The sequence below is a fragment of the Microvirga sesbaniae genome, assembly GCF_025460805.1.
GTDB lineage: Bacteria > Pseudomonadota > Alphaproteobacteria > Rhizobiales > Beijerinckiaceae > Microvirga > Microvirga sesbaniae.
The window spans coordinates 60,490-78,691 of the sequence record NZ_JAMXFJ010000005.1 but is presented as its reverse complement, the minus strand read 5'-3'; the positions used below and the strand labels follow the sequence as shown (position 1 = coordinate 78,691).

Annotated in this window: 15 protein-coding genes and 1 tRNA gene; 8 read left to right on the top strand and 8 right to left on the bottom strand. The window is 64.8% G+C overall.

The window, feature by feature from the left end; genetic code table 11:
- Positions 1 to 36 precede the first annotated feature (36 nt).
- The 4 genes from OCW50_RS10055 to OCW50_RS10040 form a co-directional block, all read right to left on the bottom strand.
- Positions 37 to 897, bottom strand: a complete 861-nt coding sequence (locus OCW50_RS10055) for a glucose 1-dehydrogenase (protein ID WP_262297388.1) — start codon at positions 895 to 897, stop codon at positions 37 to 39.
- A gap of 25 nt (positions 898 to 922) precedes the next feature.
- Complete coding sequence (locus tag OCW50_RS10050) at positions 923 to 2,110, bottom strand: SMP-30/gluconolactonase/LRE family protein (RefSeq protein ID WP_262297387.1); 1,188 nt, start codon at positions 2,108 to 2,110, stop codon at positions 923 to 925.
- Positions 2,111 to 2,229: 119 nt separating this feature from the next.
- Entirely contained in the window at positions 2,230 to 3,990 is a 1,761-nt protein-coding gene (locus tag OCW50_RS10045) for a thiamine pyrophosphate-dependent enzyme (protein WP_262297386.1), read from the bottom strand.
- A gap of 167 nt (positions 3,991 to 4,157) precedes the next feature.
- On the bottom strand, positions 4,158 to 4,448 hold the full coding sequence (locus OCW50_RS10040; protein ID WP_262297385.1) for a hypothetical protein: 291 nt from the start codon (positions 4,446 to 4,448) through the stop codon (positions 4,158 to 4,160).
- Between the two features lie 209 nt (positions 4,449 to 4,657).
- Here OCW50_RS10040 and OCW50_RS10035 point away from each other — a divergent pair, with 209 nt between their 5' ends.
- From OCW50_RS10035 to OCW50_RS10015, 5 genes are all read left to right on the top strand, one after another.
- Positions 4,658 to 6,181 carry a CYTH and CHAD domain-containing protein gene (locus tag OCW50_RS10035; protein WP_262297384.1) on the top strand — a complete coding sequence of 508 codons (1,524 nt, stop codon included), beginning with the start codon at positions 4,658 to 4,660 and terminating at the stop codon, positions 6,179 to 6,181.
- Between the two features lie 543 nt (positions 6,182 to 6,724).
- A complete protein-coding gene (locus OCW50_RS10030) occupies positions 6,725 to 8,488 on the top strand; it encodes an alkaline phosphatase (RefSeq protein ID WP_262297383.1) in 1,764 nt (587 codons plus the stop codon).
- A gap of 76 nt (positions 8,489 to 8,564) precedes the next feature.
- Complete coding sequence (locus OCW50_RS10025; protein WP_262297382.1) at positions 8,565 to 8,999, top strand: hypothetical protein; 435 nt, start codon at positions 8,565 to 8,567, stop codon at positions 8,997 to 8,999.
- A 68-nt stretch (positions 9,000 to 9,067) separates the two neighbouring features.
- The gene (locus tag OCW50_RS10020) at positions 9,068 to 9,685 is read left to right on the top strand and encodes an ABC transporter ATP-binding protein (protein WP_315974413.1); all 618 of its coding nucleotides are present in this window, start codon (positions 9,068 to 9,070) and stop codon (positions 9,683 to 9,685) included.
- A complete protein-coding gene (locus OCW50_RS10015) occupies positions 9,682 to 10,947 on the top strand; it encodes an ABC transporter permease (protein ID WP_262297381.1) in 1,266 nt (421 codons plus the stop codon). The genes OCW50_RS10020 and OCW50_RS10015 overlap by 4 nt, the downstream gene beginning before the upstream one ends.
- Before the next feature lie 189 nt (positions 10,948 to 11,136).
- Here the strand turns inward: OCW50_RS10015 and OCW50_RS10010 are convergent, their stop codons facing one another.
- A complete protein-coding gene (locus OCW50_RS10010) occupies positions 11,137 to 13,239 on the bottom strand; it encodes an acyltransferase family protein (RefSeq protein ID WP_262297504.1) in 2,103 nt (700 codons plus the stop codon).
- 334 nt (positions 13,240 to 13,573) lie between these two features.
- Positions 13,574 to 13,663: transfer RNA gene (locus tag OCW50_RS10005), tRNA-Ser, on the bottom strand.
- 355 nt (positions 13,664 to 14,018) lie between these two features.
- Here OCW50_RS10005 and OCW50_RS10000 point away from each other — a divergent pair.
- Both OCW50_RS10000 and msrA read left to right on the top strand, forming a co-directional pair.
- Entirely contained in the window at positions 14,019 to 14,192 is a 174-nt protein-coding gene (locus OCW50_RS10000) for a hypothetical protein (RefSeq protein WP_262297380.1), read from the top strand.
- Between the two features lie 280 nt (positions 14,193 to 14,472).
- Positions 14,473 to 15,132 (top strand): peptide-methionine (S)-S-oxide reductase MsrA, encoded by a 660-nt coding sequence (gene msrA, locus OCW50_RS09995; protein ID WP_262297379.1) that lies wholly within the window; start codon positions 14,473 to 14,475, stop codon positions 15,130 to 15,132.
- A gap of 80 nt (positions 15,133 to 15,212) precedes the next feature.
- Here msrA and mepA read toward each other — a convergent pair whose 3' ends face one another.
- On the bottom strand, positions 15,213 to 16,124 hold the full coding sequence (gene mepA / locus OCW50_RS09990; protein WP_262297378.1) for a penicillin-insensitive murein endopeptidase: 912 nt from the start codon (positions 16,122 to 16,124) through the stop codon (positions 15,213 to 15,215).
- Between the two features lie 106 nt (positions 16,125 to 16,230).
- The gene (locus tag OCW50_RS09985) at positions 16,231 to 17,391 is read right to left on the bottom strand and encodes an SDR family oxidoreductase (protein ID WP_262297377.1); all 1,161 of its coding nucleotides are present in this window, start codon (positions 17,389 to 17,391) and stop codon (positions 16,231 to 16,233) included.
- A 303-nt stretch (positions 17,392 to 17,694) separates the two neighbouring features.
- Here OCW50_RS09985 and OCW50_RS09980 point away from each other — a divergent pair, with 303 nt between their 5' ends.
- The gene (locus tag OCW50_RS09980) at positions 17,695 to 18,105 is read left to right on the top strand and encodes a PRC-barrel domain-containing protein (RefSeq protein ID WP_262269356.1); all 411 of its coding nucleotides are present in this window, start codon (positions 17,695 to 17,697) and stop codon (positions 18,103 to 18,105) included.
- Positions 18,106 to 18,202: the final 97 nt, after the last annotated feature.

The following is an 18,202-nucleotide window of genomic DNA, read 5'->3' as shown; positions in this document are numbered from 1 at the left end:
TGTCGGCACGGCGACCGAGCTGCATGCTCTGCAAATCTAGAGGATCGGCTTGCCGCCGGTCACTGCAATGGTGGCCCCCGAGACATAGCTCGAATCCGGATCCGCCAGCATGACATAGGCGGAAGCCAGCTCTCTCGGCTGCCCGGGACGCTTCATCGGCACCTGCGAGCCGAATTCCTTCACCTTCTCCGACGGCATGGTGGACGGGATGAGAGGGGTCCATATGGGACCTGGAGCCACGCAGTTCACGCGGATGTTCTTCTCGGCGAGCAGCTGCGCCAGGCCGCCTGTGAAGTTCTGGATGGCTCCCTTGGTGGTGGCATAGGCCAGGAGCTGCGGGCTCGGCGTGTCGGCGTTGACCGAGGTGGTGTTGATGATCGCGCTGCCTTCCGGCATGTGCGGCACTGCGGCCTTGCAGAGATAGAACATCGCATGGATGTTGGTGCGGAAGGTAACGTCCCATTCCTCGTCGCTGATCTCCTCGATGGAGGTGAACGAGGCCTGATGGGCCGCGTTGTTGACCAGGATATCGATGCGGCCGAACTCCCTCACCGCGCGGTCGACAATGGCGCGGCAATGGGCCGGATCCTTGATGTCGCCGGGCATGAGCACGGCCTTGCGACCGGCCGACTCCACAAGGCGCTGAGCCTCGCGGGCATCCTCCTCCTCGTTGTAATAGCTGATCAGCACGTCAGCGCCCTCGCGGGCATAGGCGAGAGCGACGGCACGCCCGATACCGCTGTCGCCCCCGGTGATGATCGCCTTCTTGTCGGCCAGCCGTCCGGAGCCCTTGTAGCTGTCCTCGCCATAGTCGGGCTGCGGATCCATGGCGCCGCTGGAGCCGGGCGTGGGCTGCTTCTGATCGGGGAAGGGTGGTTTGGGAAAATCCTGAGCCATCGTCGTGGTCCTTGCGAAACGGGCGCTACTGCTGCGGCTGCGCCGGAGAGGTGAGGGAACCAGTCGCTTCGGCGCTGTCGAGCTTCATGCGCCAGAGCTGGGTCGGCAGGCTTTTGGGGGCATCGGGCTTGTAGGTGGCCGAGTCCTGGATGCGCGAGGTCGTGAAGTAGAGCGTGCCGTCCGGCCCTTCGGCGAGGCTGTCCGGCCAGCGGAGCTGCTTGTCCTGGACCAGGATCGTCGGGCGGCTGCCCTGAGCGCCGCTCAGAACCCGCACCTTCAGGGCATCGTCTTCCGGTGCCGTGACGATCATCCGGTCCCCGCGGCGCGTGATGAGCAGGCCGTCCGCGACACCATTCTCGCCTATGGTCTCGACCTTGGCGGCAACATCGCGGTCGGAGGCTTGGGCATTCTCCAGAGTGTCGGTCGCAATGCGGTAGAGCGTCTTGCCCTTGATCGCCTGCCAGTAAAGATGCCGCCCGTCCGGGGTCAGGGCGATGCCATCGGCGGCGAACTCGACGCCACGCCCATCGGGACGGCGCAGCACTTGACCATCCGCCTTCACCTGCACGTCCTTCTCGACCTGAGTGCTGGGATGGCCGTCGAGCACGCGACGGGCCTTGCCGCTCTGCAGATCGACAACGATGAGAGCGCCCTTCACACCGGAATCCGTGAGATAGGCGTGACGCCCGTCGGGAGAGAAGCGCACGTCGTTGAGATAGGATCCTTGCGGCGCGACCTCCTCGGTGAACGAGATGGTCTGACTCGGCTGGTTCGTCTTCAGGTCGATCTTCACGAGCTTCGGACCCCCCGCGACCACCTTGTCCTGCGCCGGGGCGGCCGGATCGAGCACCCAAAGGTTGCCCTGACTGTCGGCCACCACGCTCTGCACGCAGACCCAATGGTCCTGCGGCGCCATCTCGTCCTTCCTGGCATTGCGCCATTCGTTCCAGGCTTGATCCGGATACGGCTTGAGAGAACCGTCCTTCATCACCTCGGCCACCGAGACAGGAGAATCCTCGGTCCAGCGCGGAAAATTCACGAAGATCCGGCCGTCCTGCGAAACGGCCACGCCCGTGACCTGATGGTCGAAGGTCGCAACCTGTTCGAAGGGCTGCTGCGCTGGCGATTGCTGAGCCATCGCGGAGCCGAGACTCGTCGATGATGCGAGAGCGATTGCGAGCAGAAGCGTCGCGGGGTGTGGAGCGTAGCGCATGAGACCTCCTGTGCACTGTCGTGGAGGGGAGGTGCCGCGCACATCTCCCATGGCCCGTCAACTGGGCGGGGCTCTCGTCGTTCCACATCAAGCCGCGCGTCCTATGCCGTGCGGCGAGTTCAGCCTCGCAGCATCGTGCGAGCCGGTTCTTCCTCCAGGGCCCGCTTGATTTCATCGCGGCCCGGCGTTCCGCTCTGCAGAGCCTTGTCCAGGTTCTTTGCATATTTCTCCATGCGCTTGGGCGGCAGGAGCGGATCATTGGGATCGACGACCGCCTCCACCAGCGCCGGAGCGCGCTCGGCGAGCGCCTGATCGAGAATTGAGCCCGACTGCGCCGGATCCTCGATGCGGAAGCTGCGAATGCCGAAGCCCTCGGCGACCTTCACGAAGTCGATCGGTGTGAGGTCGCATTCGTATTCGGGATTCCCGAGGAACATCATCTGCTCCCATTTGATCTGGCCGAGAGTGTTGTTCTTCACCACCACGATCTTGATCGGAAGTCCGTAGCGGACCACGGTCGCGAGCTCGCCGAGCAGCATGCTCAAGCCGCCATCGCCCACGAAAGCCACCACCTGTCGGCCCGGAAACGCCAGCGCGGCCGCGACCGCGTAGGGAATCCCGCAGCCCATGGAGGCCAGGAGACCGGAGCCTATGAACATCTGGTCGGCGCGCGCCTCGACGTAGCGGGCGAGAAGACCGGTGTTGTGGCCCGAATCCCACGTGACGATGGCGTCGTCGGCGAGACGTTCGTTCAGGTCGCGGGCGACGCGGCCGGGCTTCATCGGCGGCTCGTTCTTCTCGACCGCATCGTGAAGGAGACGTCGCCACTCGGCCATGCCCTCCTGGGCCTGTTCCAGGAAGCTGCGATCATCCTTGCGGGCGAGCTTCGCATTGAGCATCTCGAGAGTGGCGCGCGCGTCGCCGACGAGCCCGACCTCGACCGGAAAACGAAGGCCGATGCGGGTCGGGTCCCGGTCGACCTGTACGCCGCGGGCCTGCTCAGGCTTGGGGTAGTATTCCATGTAGGGAAAGGTCGAACCGACGATGAGGAGCGTGTCGCACTGCTCGAAGGCCTCCTGAGACGGCCTCGTGCCCAGAAGTCCGATGCCGCCCGTCGTCAGCGGATGATCGTCGGGCACCACGGCCTTGCCGAGCAGCGCCTTGACGATGGGAGCACCGAGGAGCTCCGCCGTGCGGACCAGTTCGTCCCGCGCGTGATAAGCTCCTTGTCCCGCCAGGATCGCGATCCTTCGCCCCGCGTTCAGAATCTCCGCCGCACGGGCGACGGCGTCCGGTGCGGGAATTCCGATCGATTGCGTCTGCGCGAAGGACGCATGGTGCGGAACGTTGCGATCCGAGGGCTTCGTCTCGGCCTCCGGCTCCTCCTGCACGTCCACGGGAATCGCCACATGCGCCACACCCCGGTGAGCAAGCGCCATGCGGCAGGCGAGCTCGACCGTGCTCTCCACCTGCATGGGGCTCATGATCCGGGCCGTGTAGAGAGCGACATCCTGAAACAGCTTCGTATGATCGACATCCTGCTGCGTGAAGGTGTCGATGAGATCGTGATAGGGCAATCCCGTGATCGCCAGGACGGGCGCCCGGTCGAACTTGGCATCGTAGAGGCCGTTGAGCAGGTGAATGCCGCCAGGGCCCGTCGTGGCGAGGCAGCAGCCGAGCTTGCCTGTTAACTTGGCATAGGCACAGGCCATGAAGGCGGCGGATTCCTCATGCCTGACCTGAATGAAGCGGATGCGATCGGACCGGGTCCGGATCGATTCCATCACCCCGTTGATGCCGTCTCCCGGCATCCCGAACACCACGTTGACGCCCCAGGCAATCAAGCTCTCGACCAGAACATCGGCTCCGTTGCGGGACATGGTCAACTCCGTGCTGAACGTGGCGTGTCGGCTTGTTCGTGAAGGGCGACGTGGAAGGGTCGTCTGCCAGGATGCGCCACGTCAGCTGAACTCATGGGCGCCTGCGTTGTTCCGGCTCTTGAACACTGGGGGCACCCTGCCGGAACAGAGGCGCTCGACAATGTTCATCACGCCTCGCCAAGGGCCGTTCTGATCCGCTGCTCTTCCAGATCGAGCTCCGCAACGAATGTGCTCACGGCGTCCGTGTCGAGGTCGTGCGTGTGATCGGCGAGAAGCTTGGCGCGGGCCGCTTCGACCGCGATCAGCCGCAGGCGCAGCTGGGTCTCGAGCCGTTGTGACCCGGTCTCCATGTCCGCCTGCATGCGATCGGCCTGGTCCGCCCGTTGCTTCAAGCTGCGCAGCAGGTCGCTGGCCACCGCGGCTTCCTCTCCATGCGTGTCCTCGGCCTCCTCCTTCACGGCCGTGTGTCGTCACGAGCATCTCCGTGAGAGAGCCGTCATCGCTCTATCTGAACGGCAGGGCTCCGAACCGCCGGGAGGATATGCGTGTGGGATGAAAGGCTCTCTGCCGGACCATGGCCCGGCGGCTCTCCCTAGGTCCCGCTCGTCGTGGAACCGCTCTGATAGCTTGACGTTCCGAACCTCAGTGATAGATCCTGAGATGACCCATGCGATCCAGACCGAGCCCTCCCCAGGAAATCGAGTTGAAGCTGGAGGTTGCGCCTTCTGAGCTCGAGACGGTGCTGGCTCATCCGCTCCTCGCCGAAAGGTCTCACGGCGCCAGATCGCAGACCCTCCACTCGACCTATTTCGATACGCCGGATCATGCTCTGAGGCAGGCTGGGATCTCGCTCAGGGTCAGACGCGATGGAGAGCAGCGCATCCAGACCATCAAGGCCGCTCGGCGGCCGAGCAGCGTCGCCGTGGCTCGGAGCGAGTGGGAACACGACGTCGAGAGCGACAGCCCCGACTACGCCCTCGCGAAAGGCACTGCCCTCGAACCGTTCCTTGAGCACAGCGACAGGATCGCACCGGTCTTCCATGTGACCACGGAACGGAAGCTCCGCGACATTGCGTATGCGGATAGCGTGATTGAGGTTGCTGCCGACAGCAGCACGATACAGGGAAGCGAACGGACGACGTCCTTCGGGGAACTGGAGCTTGAACTCAAGGATGGGACAGCGGCCGAGCTGTTCCAGCTCGCTCTGTCGCTCTCGACGGCGGCGCCTCTGCGCTTGAGCTTCAAGACCAAGGCCGAGCGTGGCTACGAGGCGGCCTCGGGCGAGCAGCCGACACGGATCAAGGCGGCCCCTGTGGTCCTCAAGCGCAAGATGACGAGCGCCGCGGCCTTCCAAGTCATCGCTGTGTCCTGCCTCCAGCACCTGATGGCCAACGAGGCGATCGTCCGGCGTGTGCCGGAGGCCGACGCCGTCCATCAGATGCGGGTCGCATTGCGGCGGCTCCGGGCCGCCATGACCCTGTTCAAGGCCGTCGTCGAGGATGTGCGGCGGGATCCGATCCGGGCCGAGCTCAAATGGATGGCCAATGTACTGGGTGAAGCGCGCGACCTCGACGTCTACATCGCCACGGTCCTCGAGCCCGCACGGGATCGGTACGGCACGGACCTGAGCTACCAGAGCCTTCTCGCTGAGTACCAGAAGCGGCGTGACCGCGCCTACGAGGTCGCCCAGGAGGCGGTCTCATCGCCTCGCTTCATCACAGGTGTCCTGAAGACGGCCGCCTGGATCGAGGCCGGGGAATGGCGCGAGGGCAGTGGCAAGGCCGCCCGCAAGCTTCGAGACCAGCCTGTCGCGATGCTGGCCGACGAGGAACTCGGACGACGGTGGAAAAAGATCATCAAGCGCGGCAGGCACCTGGTCGAACTGGACCCCGACGAGCGCCATCAGGTGCGAATCGAAATCAAGAAGCTTCGGTATGCAACCGAGTTCTTCGACAGCCTGTTCAAAGGCGGCGGCGCGAAGAAGAGGAAGCGGAAGGCCTTGAGCGCCCTCGAGGCGCTCCAGGAGACATTGGGAGAGCTCAACGATATCGCCGTGGGGGGCCATATGGACGCGTCTCCCATAGCCGACGTCATCCATTGGGAGCAGATGACTCGGGTGGACAGCCTCCTGACCGATGCGACGGAACATTATCAGAAGCTCGCGTCGCTCGAACCCTACTGGCGATCCTGACAATCCTTCGACGGACCGATCGGTTGCGACACCTGTCACGCTCGTCCGGCACAGGGGCCTATCGAGTCCCCGTTCCCCGCGGCAGCGTCCGGTTCATGGATGGCGGCTATCACGGCCGTGATCACGGCCTCGGCGGCCTGATCGGCCTCATGGATGAGACCCGTCACCTGCGGCTGCCCATCACGGACGGTGATCAGGAGTGCGCCCGTTGGCTCTCCTTGTTCGCGGAGGTGGCGCAGAAGGGCTTTCTGAACGGGCTTGTGCACGATCCGATCCCCCGAAAGCGAGCGGCATCTATCCATAAGCCTATGACATCCCGGTAACCCGTCGGTCCCCGGCACCAGATTCCCGGCCGTTCATCGTGGAGAGGTGTACCAGGTCGCGGCGCAGGGGCTTTCGCGAGGGCTCTTCAACCGCCCTGTCATCTGGCTGACATGTGATCGCCTTATGCCGCGAAGCGACGCCGCTGCCCTTTGGCAAGGTGAGATGCAGCAGCGTGAAGCAATTGTTTCCATCTTCCGCAATCAGGCGCGAGGGCTCCCGATGAAGCACACATTATTGGCATTGCTGGCTGCCGTGGCCGTTCCGGGCATCGCCCACGCCCAGGCCGTGTACCCGATCGACCGGGCGACGATCCTCTCCGGTGCGAAGTTCGACTTCAAGGTCGAACTCCCGAAGGTCGTGCCTCAGAAGGACATCAAGGTCACGATCAACGGCGAGGATGCCGAGAAAATGCTCGGCTCGTCCTTCACCTACATCGAGAAGGAGGATGGCGCCGACGTCTCGTCGCTGATCATCCGCGACGCTGCCGTCGCCAAGCCGGGCGATTATGTCGTCGAGGTCTCCGCCGGGGACGTGAGCAAGAAGGTCAATTGGTCCATCTTCGGGACACCCGCCGAGAGGCGCGCGAAGAACGTCATCTTCCTGCTGGGCGACGGCCTCTCCGTGGCCCACCGCACCGGCGCCCGCATCATGTCCAAGGGCAACACCGAAGGCAAGGCCAACGGCCGTCTTGCCATGGATGACCTGCCGGCGATGGCCTTCATCGGCACCTCGTCGACGGACTCGATCGCGGCCGACAGCGCCAACACCATGAGCTCCTACATGACGGGCCATAAGTCCGCGGTGAACGCGCTCGGCGTGTATGCGAGCCGCGCGAAGAGCTCGCTCGAGCATCCCAAGCAGGAGACGATTGCGGAAATCATCCGGCGCAACACCACAATGTCCGTGGGCATCGTGTCGGGCGCCGAGCTGCAGGATGCAACCCCCGCTGCCGTGGTTGGCCATACCCGCCGCCGCGCCGACAAGGCCGAGTTGATGGCCGATCTCTTCAATGTGAAGCCCGAGTTCATCCTCGGGGGCGGGTCGGCCTACTTCCTGCCGAAGTCCACCCCTGGCTCCAAGCGCAAGGATGACATCGACTACGTCGCGAAGTTCAGGGACGCCGGCTATGCCGTGGCCACGACCGAGGAGGAAATGACCAAGGCAGCCCGCGAGTCCAACGCCGGCAAGCTCCTTGGGCTCTTCCATCCCGGCAACATGGACGTGACCCTGGATCGCAAGTTCCTCAAGAAGGGCACGGTGGGCAAGTTCCCGAACCAGCCCGGCACGGTCGAGATGATGCAGGCCGCTCTGTCGGTTCTCTCGAAGAACCCGGAGGGCTTCTTCCTGATGGTCGAAGGAGCACCGATCGACAAGATGTCCCACCCGCTCGATTGGGAGCGCGCGCTCGTCGACACGATCGAGTTCGACAAGGCAGTCGCGGTTGCGCAGGCGTTCGCCAAGTCGAATCCCGACACCCTCATCATCGTGACGGGCGACCACACCCACGGCACCTCGATCATCGGCACGATCAACGACGACAAGCCCGGCGACGAGATGCGCGAGAAAGTCGGCACCTATGCCGAGGCCGGCTTCCCGAACTACACCGATGCCGACAAGGACGGCTATCCGGACCGTGTGGACGTCTCCCGTCGGTTGGCGATGTTCGCCAACAATTTCCCGGACTATTACGAGACGTTCCGCCCGAAGCTGGACGACCCGTTCGTGCCGGCCGTTCAGAACGAGAAGAAGCAGTACGTGGCGAACGAGGCCTACAAGAACGTGCCGGGAGCCGTGCTCCGTGTCGGAAATCTGCCCAAGGACGCGGATACGGGCGTTCACGCGGTCGACGACGTCGTCCTTCAGGCACAGGGACCCGGCGCGGAGATGCTCCACGGCTACATGGAGAACACGGACGTGTTTCGCGTGATGGCCGATGCGCTCGCCCTGGGCCGGACGCCGGTCCAGCAAAAGGCGCAGAAGTGAGAGTCCGGATCGGGGCGGCGATCCTGCCGCCCCGATCCCGCTCGGTTGTTGATCCTGCTGATTTGGACATGCCATGATGACACGCCGTTTTCTCACGATCGGGATAGGGGCCGCTCTCCTGTCGCCGGGAGCGAAGGCCGGGTCGCCGGAACTGACATTCGAACAACTTTACGGTTCGGTCGGCGTCCTGGGCATGACCGTCTCCGACCGGGTCAAGCAACTGAGCGGCAGGCGCGTGCTCATGAAGGGGTTCATGGCGCCACCTCTAAAGGCGGAAGCCGCCTTCTTCGTCCTGACGAAGATGCCGATGGCGCTGTGTCCCTTCTGTTCGTCCGATGCCGACTGGCCGAGCGACATCGTGGTCGTCTATCTCGACGAGAAGCAGACCTTCGTTCAGTCGAACGCGACGATCACGGTCGATGGCCTCCTCGAGCATGGCTCGTGGACGGACCCGGAGACCGGGTTCGTCAGCCTGCTGCGGCTGACCCATGCTCACTTTCAGACAGTGTGACCGCAGTGAGTGCCCTTCTTCGTGATGTGTCTGTCCGCGTCCGGGGCTTGCCCGAACCCGTGATCGATGTGCCGGACCTTGCTATCGCGACCGGCGAGCACTTGGCCGTCACGGGGCCATCGGGCGCGGGCAAGACGACCTTGCTCAACATCCTGACCGGACTTGAGCGGCCCGTCTCCGGGGCGGTTCTCTGGGACGGCATCGATATCGCGCGCCTGTCCGAGGCCAAGCGCGACACGTGGCGGGCGAAGCAGGTGGGCATCATCATGCAGGACTTCAATCTGTTTCCGGGCCTCAGCGCTCTGGACAACGTGCTCCTGCCGCGGCAATTGCGGGTTCCGCGCCTCGGGAACGATGCGCGCGAGCGCGCCCGTCACCTGCTCGAGCAGGTCGGCTTGAACCGGCACGACCAGAGGGTCGAGACCATGTCCCGTGGCGAGATGCAGCGCGTGGCCGTTGCGCGGGCGTTGCAGGCGCAGCCCGCCATCATCGTCGCTGACGAGCCCACGGCGAGCCTCGATGACACGAGTGCCAAGCGCATTACGGATTTGCTGATCGGGCTCTCGACCTCGTCCGCCGCGACGCTGATCGTCGTGACCCATGATCAGACCCTGGCCCGGGCGATGCATCGGGTCGTGAGCCTCCAGCGCGGACGGATCGTCGGTTCCAGGACGGCGCCGACATGATCCCGCTGAAATTCGTTCTCGTGGACCTGCGTCGGCACTGGGTCGGGTCCCTGGTGATCATCCTGCTGATCGCCGGGGCGACGGCGCTGGGCGTCGCGGTCAACCTCCAGGAGCGCGCCCTGCGGCTCGGCAGCGCGCGGGCGGCGGAACGCTTCGATCTCGTGGTCGGGGCGGCCGGCAGCGAGACGCAGCTTGTCCTGTCGTCCGTGTTCCTGCAGCCGTCACCCTTGACGCTGCTGCCCGGATCCGCGCTCGCGAAGCTTGCGGACGATCCGCGCGTGGCAATGGCTGCTCCCGTCGGCTTCGGGGATTCGTTCAACGGCCTGCCCGTGGTCGGCACCATCGCGGCGTTCGTCACGGATGATGGCCGGGTGGGATTGTCGGAGGGACGCGTCTTCGAAACCGTCGCCGAGGCGGTCATCGGCGCGAAGGTGGATCTGGCTCTCGGCGACGAGGTGAAGCCGCTGCACGGAACGGCCGGGGAGGGCGGGCATACGCATACCGAACTGAAATATCAGGTCGTCGGACGGATGGGCGAGACGGGGACGCCCTGGGATCGCGCCATCCTGGTACCGATCGAGGGTGTCTGGCGCATCCACCACATGGGCGACGGGCACGACGCCGACGAGCACGGCCATGCGGCTCACGACCGCACCGGGGAGGCCTCTGAGGCAGAGCGCGGGCCTGCCGAGATGATGGAGAGGATCGGGCCGCCTTGGACCAATCCGCAGGGCGTGCCCGCCATCATCGTGAAGGCGAGGACCATCGCTGATGCCTATCGCCTTCGGAACGAGTACCGAAGGGACCAGACCCTCGGCGTCTTCCCCGCGGAGGTTCTGACCCGATTGTTCTCGACGCTCGGGGACGTCCGGACGGTCCTCGCGGCAATCGCCTTTGCGACTCAGGGCCTCGTGGCTGCCGCCGTGATCCTGGTCTCCGTGGTTCATCTGGCGCAGCGGCGCCGCCAACTCGCCGTACTCCGGGCTCTGGGAGCCCCCCGGGCAGCCCTCTTCGGGCTGGTATGGTTCGAGATCCTGGCGCTGGTGGTGAGCGGTGTCGCGATCGGCGTCGTCCTGGGGTGGGGTGGGGCGAAAATCTTCGCTTCATGGGTGTCCGACGCCAGCGGGATCGTCAGCCCCGTGGTGCTGACCTGGGAGGACGGCAGGCTCGCCCTTGGCCTTCTGGCCGTCGCGGCGATCATTGCTGTCGTTCCGGCGATGATGGCCTATCGCCAACCTACGGCGATCGCGCTCCGGTCGTGACCCGGGGCGCTCCTGCTTGGCCGCCGCCACCTGTCGGCGAGTGCGAACGGGCGAATGGTCACTGATCGAAGCTGAGCCGGCGAGCCGGCCGAGTCCGAGAGACCAGCCGCCACGTGCGCCGACCGGGAAACATGCTCCGCAACAAAAGCCTAAAGCATCGGTCGTGAGTTCGAGGACACGTCCGATGCTTTAGCGTGCCGCGGCTCTCCTGGGCATGCCGAGGCGCGTGTCCATGACCTCGGTGAATGACGGAATCAGAAGCTGATTGCCCATGCCGCTGATATGGTCGCCGTCGAGAAACAGGGGCCGACCATCGCGCCAAGCGTGGCACTCGTCATCCGGACAAAGTATCGGATACGGATCCCAGACGCTGACACCGGGAACCTGCTCGCCAATACTCGTCAGCGACTGGAGCACCGGTCGGCGGAAAGCGTCGAGGAGGCTTCGCGGCACGGAAAATCCGGGGGCGCAGATCGGATTGCCGCGGTTGAACCAGTCAGCGCAGCGGAATGGTGGCGCTTTGAATATCGGCTTAGGCCCTTCAAAGACGATGTGAACACCGCGTTGGGCAATGTCTCGCAGAGTTGCGACAGCAAATGCGACGCTGCGCTGGCGTCCTGCGTCGGCACGTGAGCCAAACATTTGTCTCTCCGCCTGCTCCTCCCCGAAATAGATCCACTGGTCGGAGAAACGCGGCAGCCGCAGGGACGGCAGGAACAGGACGTCTCCGGGCTTCAGGCGGGCGCGCAGGTCGCCGAGCGCCGCGTCCGTGTAGTGTCGGCACCGCGCGTCGTCGAGGTCGCGCCAAGGCTGCAGGCTGATGAATGGGCAGCCGCCATTGGTGTAGGCGTAGATCCGTGTCGCCCTGTGAACGGCGTATTGTTTCAGCAGCCCTTCATAAGCCATGGCGTGGGAGTCGCCGATAACGTAGATGCTGGATGGACTGACCGGTCCCGATCGAACGCAGCCCTTCGGATTGTAAACGAACATCCGGCCGCCCGCGACCGTGTGGCGTTCGGGTTCAGCATTGCAGCCGGGATCCTCCGCGTCGGCGGGAGCGACGTTCGGGTACCAGACGTCCGGGTTCCGGCTGACGGTGCTGAGTGAGAGCCGATGCTGATTGTCGGCGATGACGTCCGCCCCCCAGCCCGCAAGGGCGACGAGCAACAGGCTGCCGGCGATCACCGCACGGTGTGGCAGGCGAGCGAGGTGAGTTCCATAGCGGACGGGGTTCTCCACGAAGCGCCAGGAGGCCAGGGCGAGGGCGAACGCGAGCACAACCGCCGCGGCGCGCGTCGGCAGATCGTCCAGCCCGCACGTCCATCGGAAAAGGACGAACACCGGCCAGTGCCAGAGATACAGCGAGTAGGAAATCTTGCCGATGAAAACCAGGGGGCGGCTGCCGAGCAGCCTGTGCAGGCCTTTCAATTCAGGATGATGGTGAAGGCTCCAGATGACACCAAGGGTACCGATGACTGCCGGCAATACGCCAGGAACGGGGAAGCGAGCGGGAACCGCCATGGCGAAGGCGGCGAGGACCGCGAACAGCGAGGATGCGCCGATTGCACCTCGCACGAAGCGAACAGGTCCGGACCATGCTGTCGGCTCCGGAAGCCGGCTCAGGCCTTGGTAGAGCAGGACCCCGGCGGCCAATTCCCAGAAGCGGCTCGGCGTGAGGAAATAGGCCTCGAGGGGGTTGGTCCGGCTCTGCCACCAGCCCCAGCCGAGTGACGCTATCAAGGCACCGGCGACGAGGGCGGTGGACCAAGTCCGGCCGCGCCCACCCCTTGTCCAGGCCAGAAACAGGAGCGGAAAGAGCAGATAGAATTGCTCTTCCACGGCCAGCGACCAGGTGTGGGTGTAGGGATTGAAGTCGGTTGTCGGTGCAAAGTAATCGCGGCCGCTCGCGGCGAGAACGAAGTTGCTGAGTCCGAAGAAGGCGTACAGGCCTGTCTTCTGATTTTCGGCGCTGAGCCAAGAGGATGGGATCAACAGTGCTGTCAGAATTGCGGTGACCAGCAGACAAACGATGAGCGCAGGTGCGATGCGTCTCAAGCGCCGGGCATAGAAGAAGGCGAGAAATTGCCAGATCCCCTGTCCCTTGAAGCTGGCGATGGACGCGCTGACAACGAAGCCGGAGATGACGAAGAACACATCGACCCCGACGAACCCTCCGGGAAGCCAGGGTCCATGGAGGTGGTAGATGAGCACCGACAGCACGGCCAACGCCCGCAAGCCGTCGATATAAGGATAGTATTGAGCGCGCGGGGCAACGTGTGAAGACAAGAGCATACCCGGATTCGGTGGGTAGGGTTCCGTTAGGTGATGTTTGTCATATCCGTGGTCTCGCGCTTTGCCTATAGCCCGCTGAGGTGCCCTCGCGGCCAGCACCATGCTGGCGATGACAATGTTGCGTTTCCCGGTCGCAGAGCCTGAAGTTCTGAAACGTTGCGCAATGGGGCCGAACGGAAGGCGGGCCCCGTCAACGGCGCGAGAGCCCACGGCCCTCGGGAGCCGACGCAGCGGTTCGTTCGCCGAGATGGCCGCAGAAGTGAGAATTGCGATCGGGTAGGTTCGCGGTGACTTCGCGTTCACCGTGTCGCTTCAGCGACTTATACGGAGAGAGTGGCGGAGGGAGCGGGATTCGAACCCGCGATACGGTTTCCCGTATACACACTTTCCAGGCGTGCGCCTTCAACCACTCGGCCACCCCTCCAGCATGAGCCTTGGACGGCTCCAAGAACCGTCGAGCGATCCGCGATGCGGGCCGGCCGGTTCTCCGCTTCTCTCTGCGGAGCGCCCGTGTATCGCCAAATCATGGCAAAAGGCAAGTCCGAACTTGTCACAAATCAGCCGGAATCGCCTTTGCCATTGCGACAAAACGCACTAGATAATTCCCCCTCTGTTCATAGAGGTATCTTCCCTTGAAGTTCCTAGCGCGTAGCCTTGGCCTCCTGCTGATCGCAGCGGGATTTATTGGGTTGGTGATCGACGGAACGCGATCGATCGTCAACAATGCTGTATCATTCGCTTCGATCGGAAAGGTCGGGGGAACTCTTTTCCCGAGCGGGATGGCTTCGCTTGAGGGCAGCATCGCCCAGCGCGGTTACCCCTGGCTGTGGGATCCGATCGCCACCTACGTCCTGCAGATGCCGGCCTCTGTGACGGGCTTCCTGGTCGGCGCGCTGCTCATGTGGCTCGGGCAGAAGCCCCTGGAGCCGATCGGATATCTTGCAGGCCGCTAGAGCATCGGACGTGAAAAGCGGGAACCGGTTTTGTCTGAAAAGATGCGCCCAAACAAAAGCTTAGAGCATCGGGCGTGAGTTCGATGACACGTCCGGCGCTTGAGAGCGCCGCGCCCCAGGAGCAGGTCCCATCCGTGGGATCGAACCCGGTGATCCTTGCCCCAGGAACCGGCCTCCCGGCGCAGGAAGAGGGGTCCCCTTTCACGGGAAGGTGAGGGAACCACCCCTCCCGCGGGCGGCCGGCAATGCTTACATGAGCGAGGTCACGCGAGGACCTCCCATGTTCAGCTTCCGCAAACGACTCGACCTGCCGAACGCCGCCGAGGCTCTGCCCGGCCGGACCAGCCCGATTCCGACGGCTGAGCGGCACTTCATCAACGACCGCCCGCTTCAGCCGCCCTATCCCGCCGGGATGGAGAAGGCCCTGTTCGGCCTCGGCTGCTTCTGGGGCGCGGAGCGCAAGTTCTGGCAGCTGGGGGACGGCATCTGGATCACCGCCGCGGGCTATGCGGCCGGCACCACGCCGAACCCGACCTATGAGGAAGTGTGCTCGGGCCTCACCGGGCACAACGAGGTCGTCCTGGTGGTCTACGATCCGAAGGTGATCTCCTATGAGACCCTGCTGAAGACCTTCTGGGAAAACCACGATCCGACCCAGGGCATGCGCCAGGGCAACGACGTGGGCACCCAGTACCGCTCCGGGATCTATGTGTTCGACGAGGCCCAGAGGCAGGCCGCAGAGGCGTCCAAGGCGGCTTACGGCCAGGCGCTCGCGGCCAAGGGCTATGGGCCGATCACGACCGAGATCGTCGATGCAGGGCCGTTCTACTTCGCCGAGGATTACCACCAGCAATACTTGGCCAAGAACCCGAACGGCTATTGCGGCCTGGGTGGCACCGGCGTGTCCTGCCAGATCGGCGTCGGCGTGGCAGCGGAGTAGACCCGGCTGCCCCTTCTCGAGAACCGACTGGAATGGCCCGCATCCCGAAAGGATGCGGGCCTTTCTGCTTCAGGGCCGTATCAGGGCGCGTCGAGAACGGCACGGCACTCGTTCGGCAGCTGCGCCATGGTGAGGGGCGGACGGGGCTTGCCGGGCTTGGGATGCAGCATCTGGGGCGTGAACCAGGCGGTCAGCTCCGCCCCGCAGCCGTCGCCGCCGGGAGGCGGATCCTGATCGGAGCATCCTGCTTCGCCGGCCGGGCAGGCGAGGCGGATGTGGAAATGGTAGTTGTGGCCCCAGATCGGCCGCACCTTGCTCAGCCAGGCGCGGTCCGCCCCCGCCTCCCGGCAGAGCGCCCTCTTGATGGCCGGATTCACGAAGACCCGGGCGACGCTTCTCTCCTGCGCGGCGGCGCGGATGAGGGCCGTGTGCTGCGGCGTCCATCGGGCCGGATCGATGTCGAGAAGATCGTCGCGCACCACGTTCGTCGCCGACATCTCCTCCCGCTCCGCCCGCGAGAGGCGGCGGTTGGGCATGGGCGTGAGCCAGATGTCGGCATCGAGGCCGATCTGGTGTGAGGCATGACCCGTGATCATCGGGCCGCCGCGCGGCTGCGAGATGTCGCCGACGAGAAGGCCCGGCCATCCGTTCACGCTTGGAAGCCGGGCGGCGAACCGCTGCAGGAAGCCGATCATCTGCGGATGGCCCCAGTTGCGGTTTCGGGAGAGGCGCATGACCTGCCAGTTGTCGCCGTCGACCGGGATCGCCGCCGCACCGGCCACGCAGCCTCGCGCATAGCTGCCGATCGATCGCGAGCGAAGATCGGCCGGCGTGGCGCGCCGCCCGAAGAGCTCCTTCGCGGCGAGCTTCGGATCGCCGGGATCGGCGAGCGGCGGCAGCGGCTTCGGGTCGAGGGTGCCCTTGTCCTGCGCGGCGGCGGAGCCGCCGACCAGAAGAGCGAGCGCGATGGCGAGAGAGCGAATCGGAATCATGGGGCAAGGCTAGCCTGCAACCATCGGGTTCGGAATGTGCGGAAAGCGGCCATCTTGTCGCTCTCGAATGAATGGGCCGGATCCCCGATCCGGCCCGCACGCATCGTCAGTGCCGCGGCTGCGGGCGGCCCTCGTAGGGACCGCGCTGGGTCATGTGCCCTGGTCCGTAGGTGTGCTTGTCATGACCGTTGCCGGTGCGGCGCATGGTCGGCTGGTAGCGTGGTGCCGGCGGCTTGGCGCGTTTCGGACGCCGGCTCGCCGCCAGGGAAGGCAGGAACAGGGCCGCGATGCCGGCCGCGACCCCGGCCAGCACGGCTGCCGTCACGAACGGGTGGATCTGCGCTTCCAGGAGCAGGCTCGTCTTGCGCGGCTCGCCGGGAAGCGACGAGTACATGTCGCCGTCCTCACGGGCCTGATAGAGATTGTCGCGCATGGCCGGCCGTTCGGGGTGATCGGTCGTCTGCGACCCGTAGCCCGTCCATTCCATCGCCTTGTCGACGAGGTGAGGCGCGACCTTGCCCATGGCGCCGATGATCCAGCCGCCGAACCCGATGGTGATCTCGCGCCGGTGGTGCTCGGCCGCATACACGATCGCCTTGGCGACGAGATGCGGATCGTAGGCCGGCGGCGGGATAGCGTTGTCCCGGTCGAGATAGTTGCGCGCATGTTCCACATAGGGCGTATCGATCGAGGAGGGCTTGATCAGGGTGACCGCGACCGGCGCCCCCTGGTTCGCCAATTCCATCCTCAGGCCATCCGTGAAAGCCTTCACCGCATGCTTGGAGGCCGAGTACTGGGTCTGGAGGATCATGGCCCGCTCGGACAGGACGCTGCCCACGTTGATGATGGTGCCGCCCTGATGGCGCAGATGGTCGGCGGCGATCATCGAGCCGTTGACCACGCCCCAGTAATTCACGTCGAAGAGCTGGCGCTGGTCTTCCATGGGGATGTCGGTGACGTTGCCGTAGAGGGCCACGGCCGCGTCGTTCACCCAGGTGTCGAACCGGCCGAAGGTTTCGGTCGCCGTGCGCGCCACCCGGTCCAGATCCTCGCGCTTGCTGACGTCCGCCGCCACGGCAATGGCCCGTGTCGGCCCATGGCTGAGCTCATCGGCAATCTTGCGCAGCGCGTCCTCGTTGCGGGCGACCAGGACGAGGCCCTTCGCGCCGCGCTCGGCGAACAGGTGGGCCGTCGCGAGACCGATGCCGCTCGACGCGCCGGTGATGACAACGACCTGGTCCCCGACCGGCTTCTGGCGAACCGCCATGGCACTCTCCTTCCTATCCTCAAGTTTCGTAAACGTGTGTCAACGTGAGGTCGGGAAGCGGGTTCCTACGGCAGCGCTTGGTGCGAGGATCGTTCAAACGCCTTGAAATCCTTGGGGTCCCGGCCCGAACCGGAACCTGCATTTCAACCCGAGCGTTGCCCTAGCGCATCGTGCGGAAAAGTGGCCCCGGCTTTCCGCGCCCAGCGATGCGCCCGTTTAAAGATGAAGCATCGGACGGATCCCAAAAGCGGGTCCACTTTTGGGTTCGATGCCTTGGATCTCACACATGAAGGGAGCGCAATGATGCAGACGACGGCACAAAGCGGCGACGTTCGCGAAACCCACAGCCTGATTGCCAGCGACAAGGTCGAAGGAACGCCGGTGCGCCGCACGGACGGCGAGAAGATCGGAACGATCGAGCGCGTGATGATCGAGAAGCGATCCGGCAAGGTCGCCTATGCGGTAATGAGCTTCGGCGGATTCATGGGGTTGGGCGAGGAGTATTACACGCTCCCCTGGAGCGTCCTGAAGTACAACACCGAACTCGATGCCTATGAGCTGAACCTCTCCGAGGACCAGCTCCGCGGCGCGCCCCGGCGCAGCGCGGAAGGTCACGACGCCTCCTACGACCGGGAATGGGAAGAGCACGTCCACCGCTACTACAACGCCACGCCCTATTGGGGCGCCAGCGATCCGATGAGCACCGGCCGGTAAGCGGCCGGCCCTTCTCCCAAAACAAAATCGCCCGGCTTTCGCCGGGCGATTTTCTATGCGCAGGCGCCGGGCGACGGGGATAAGCCCGTCCCGGCGC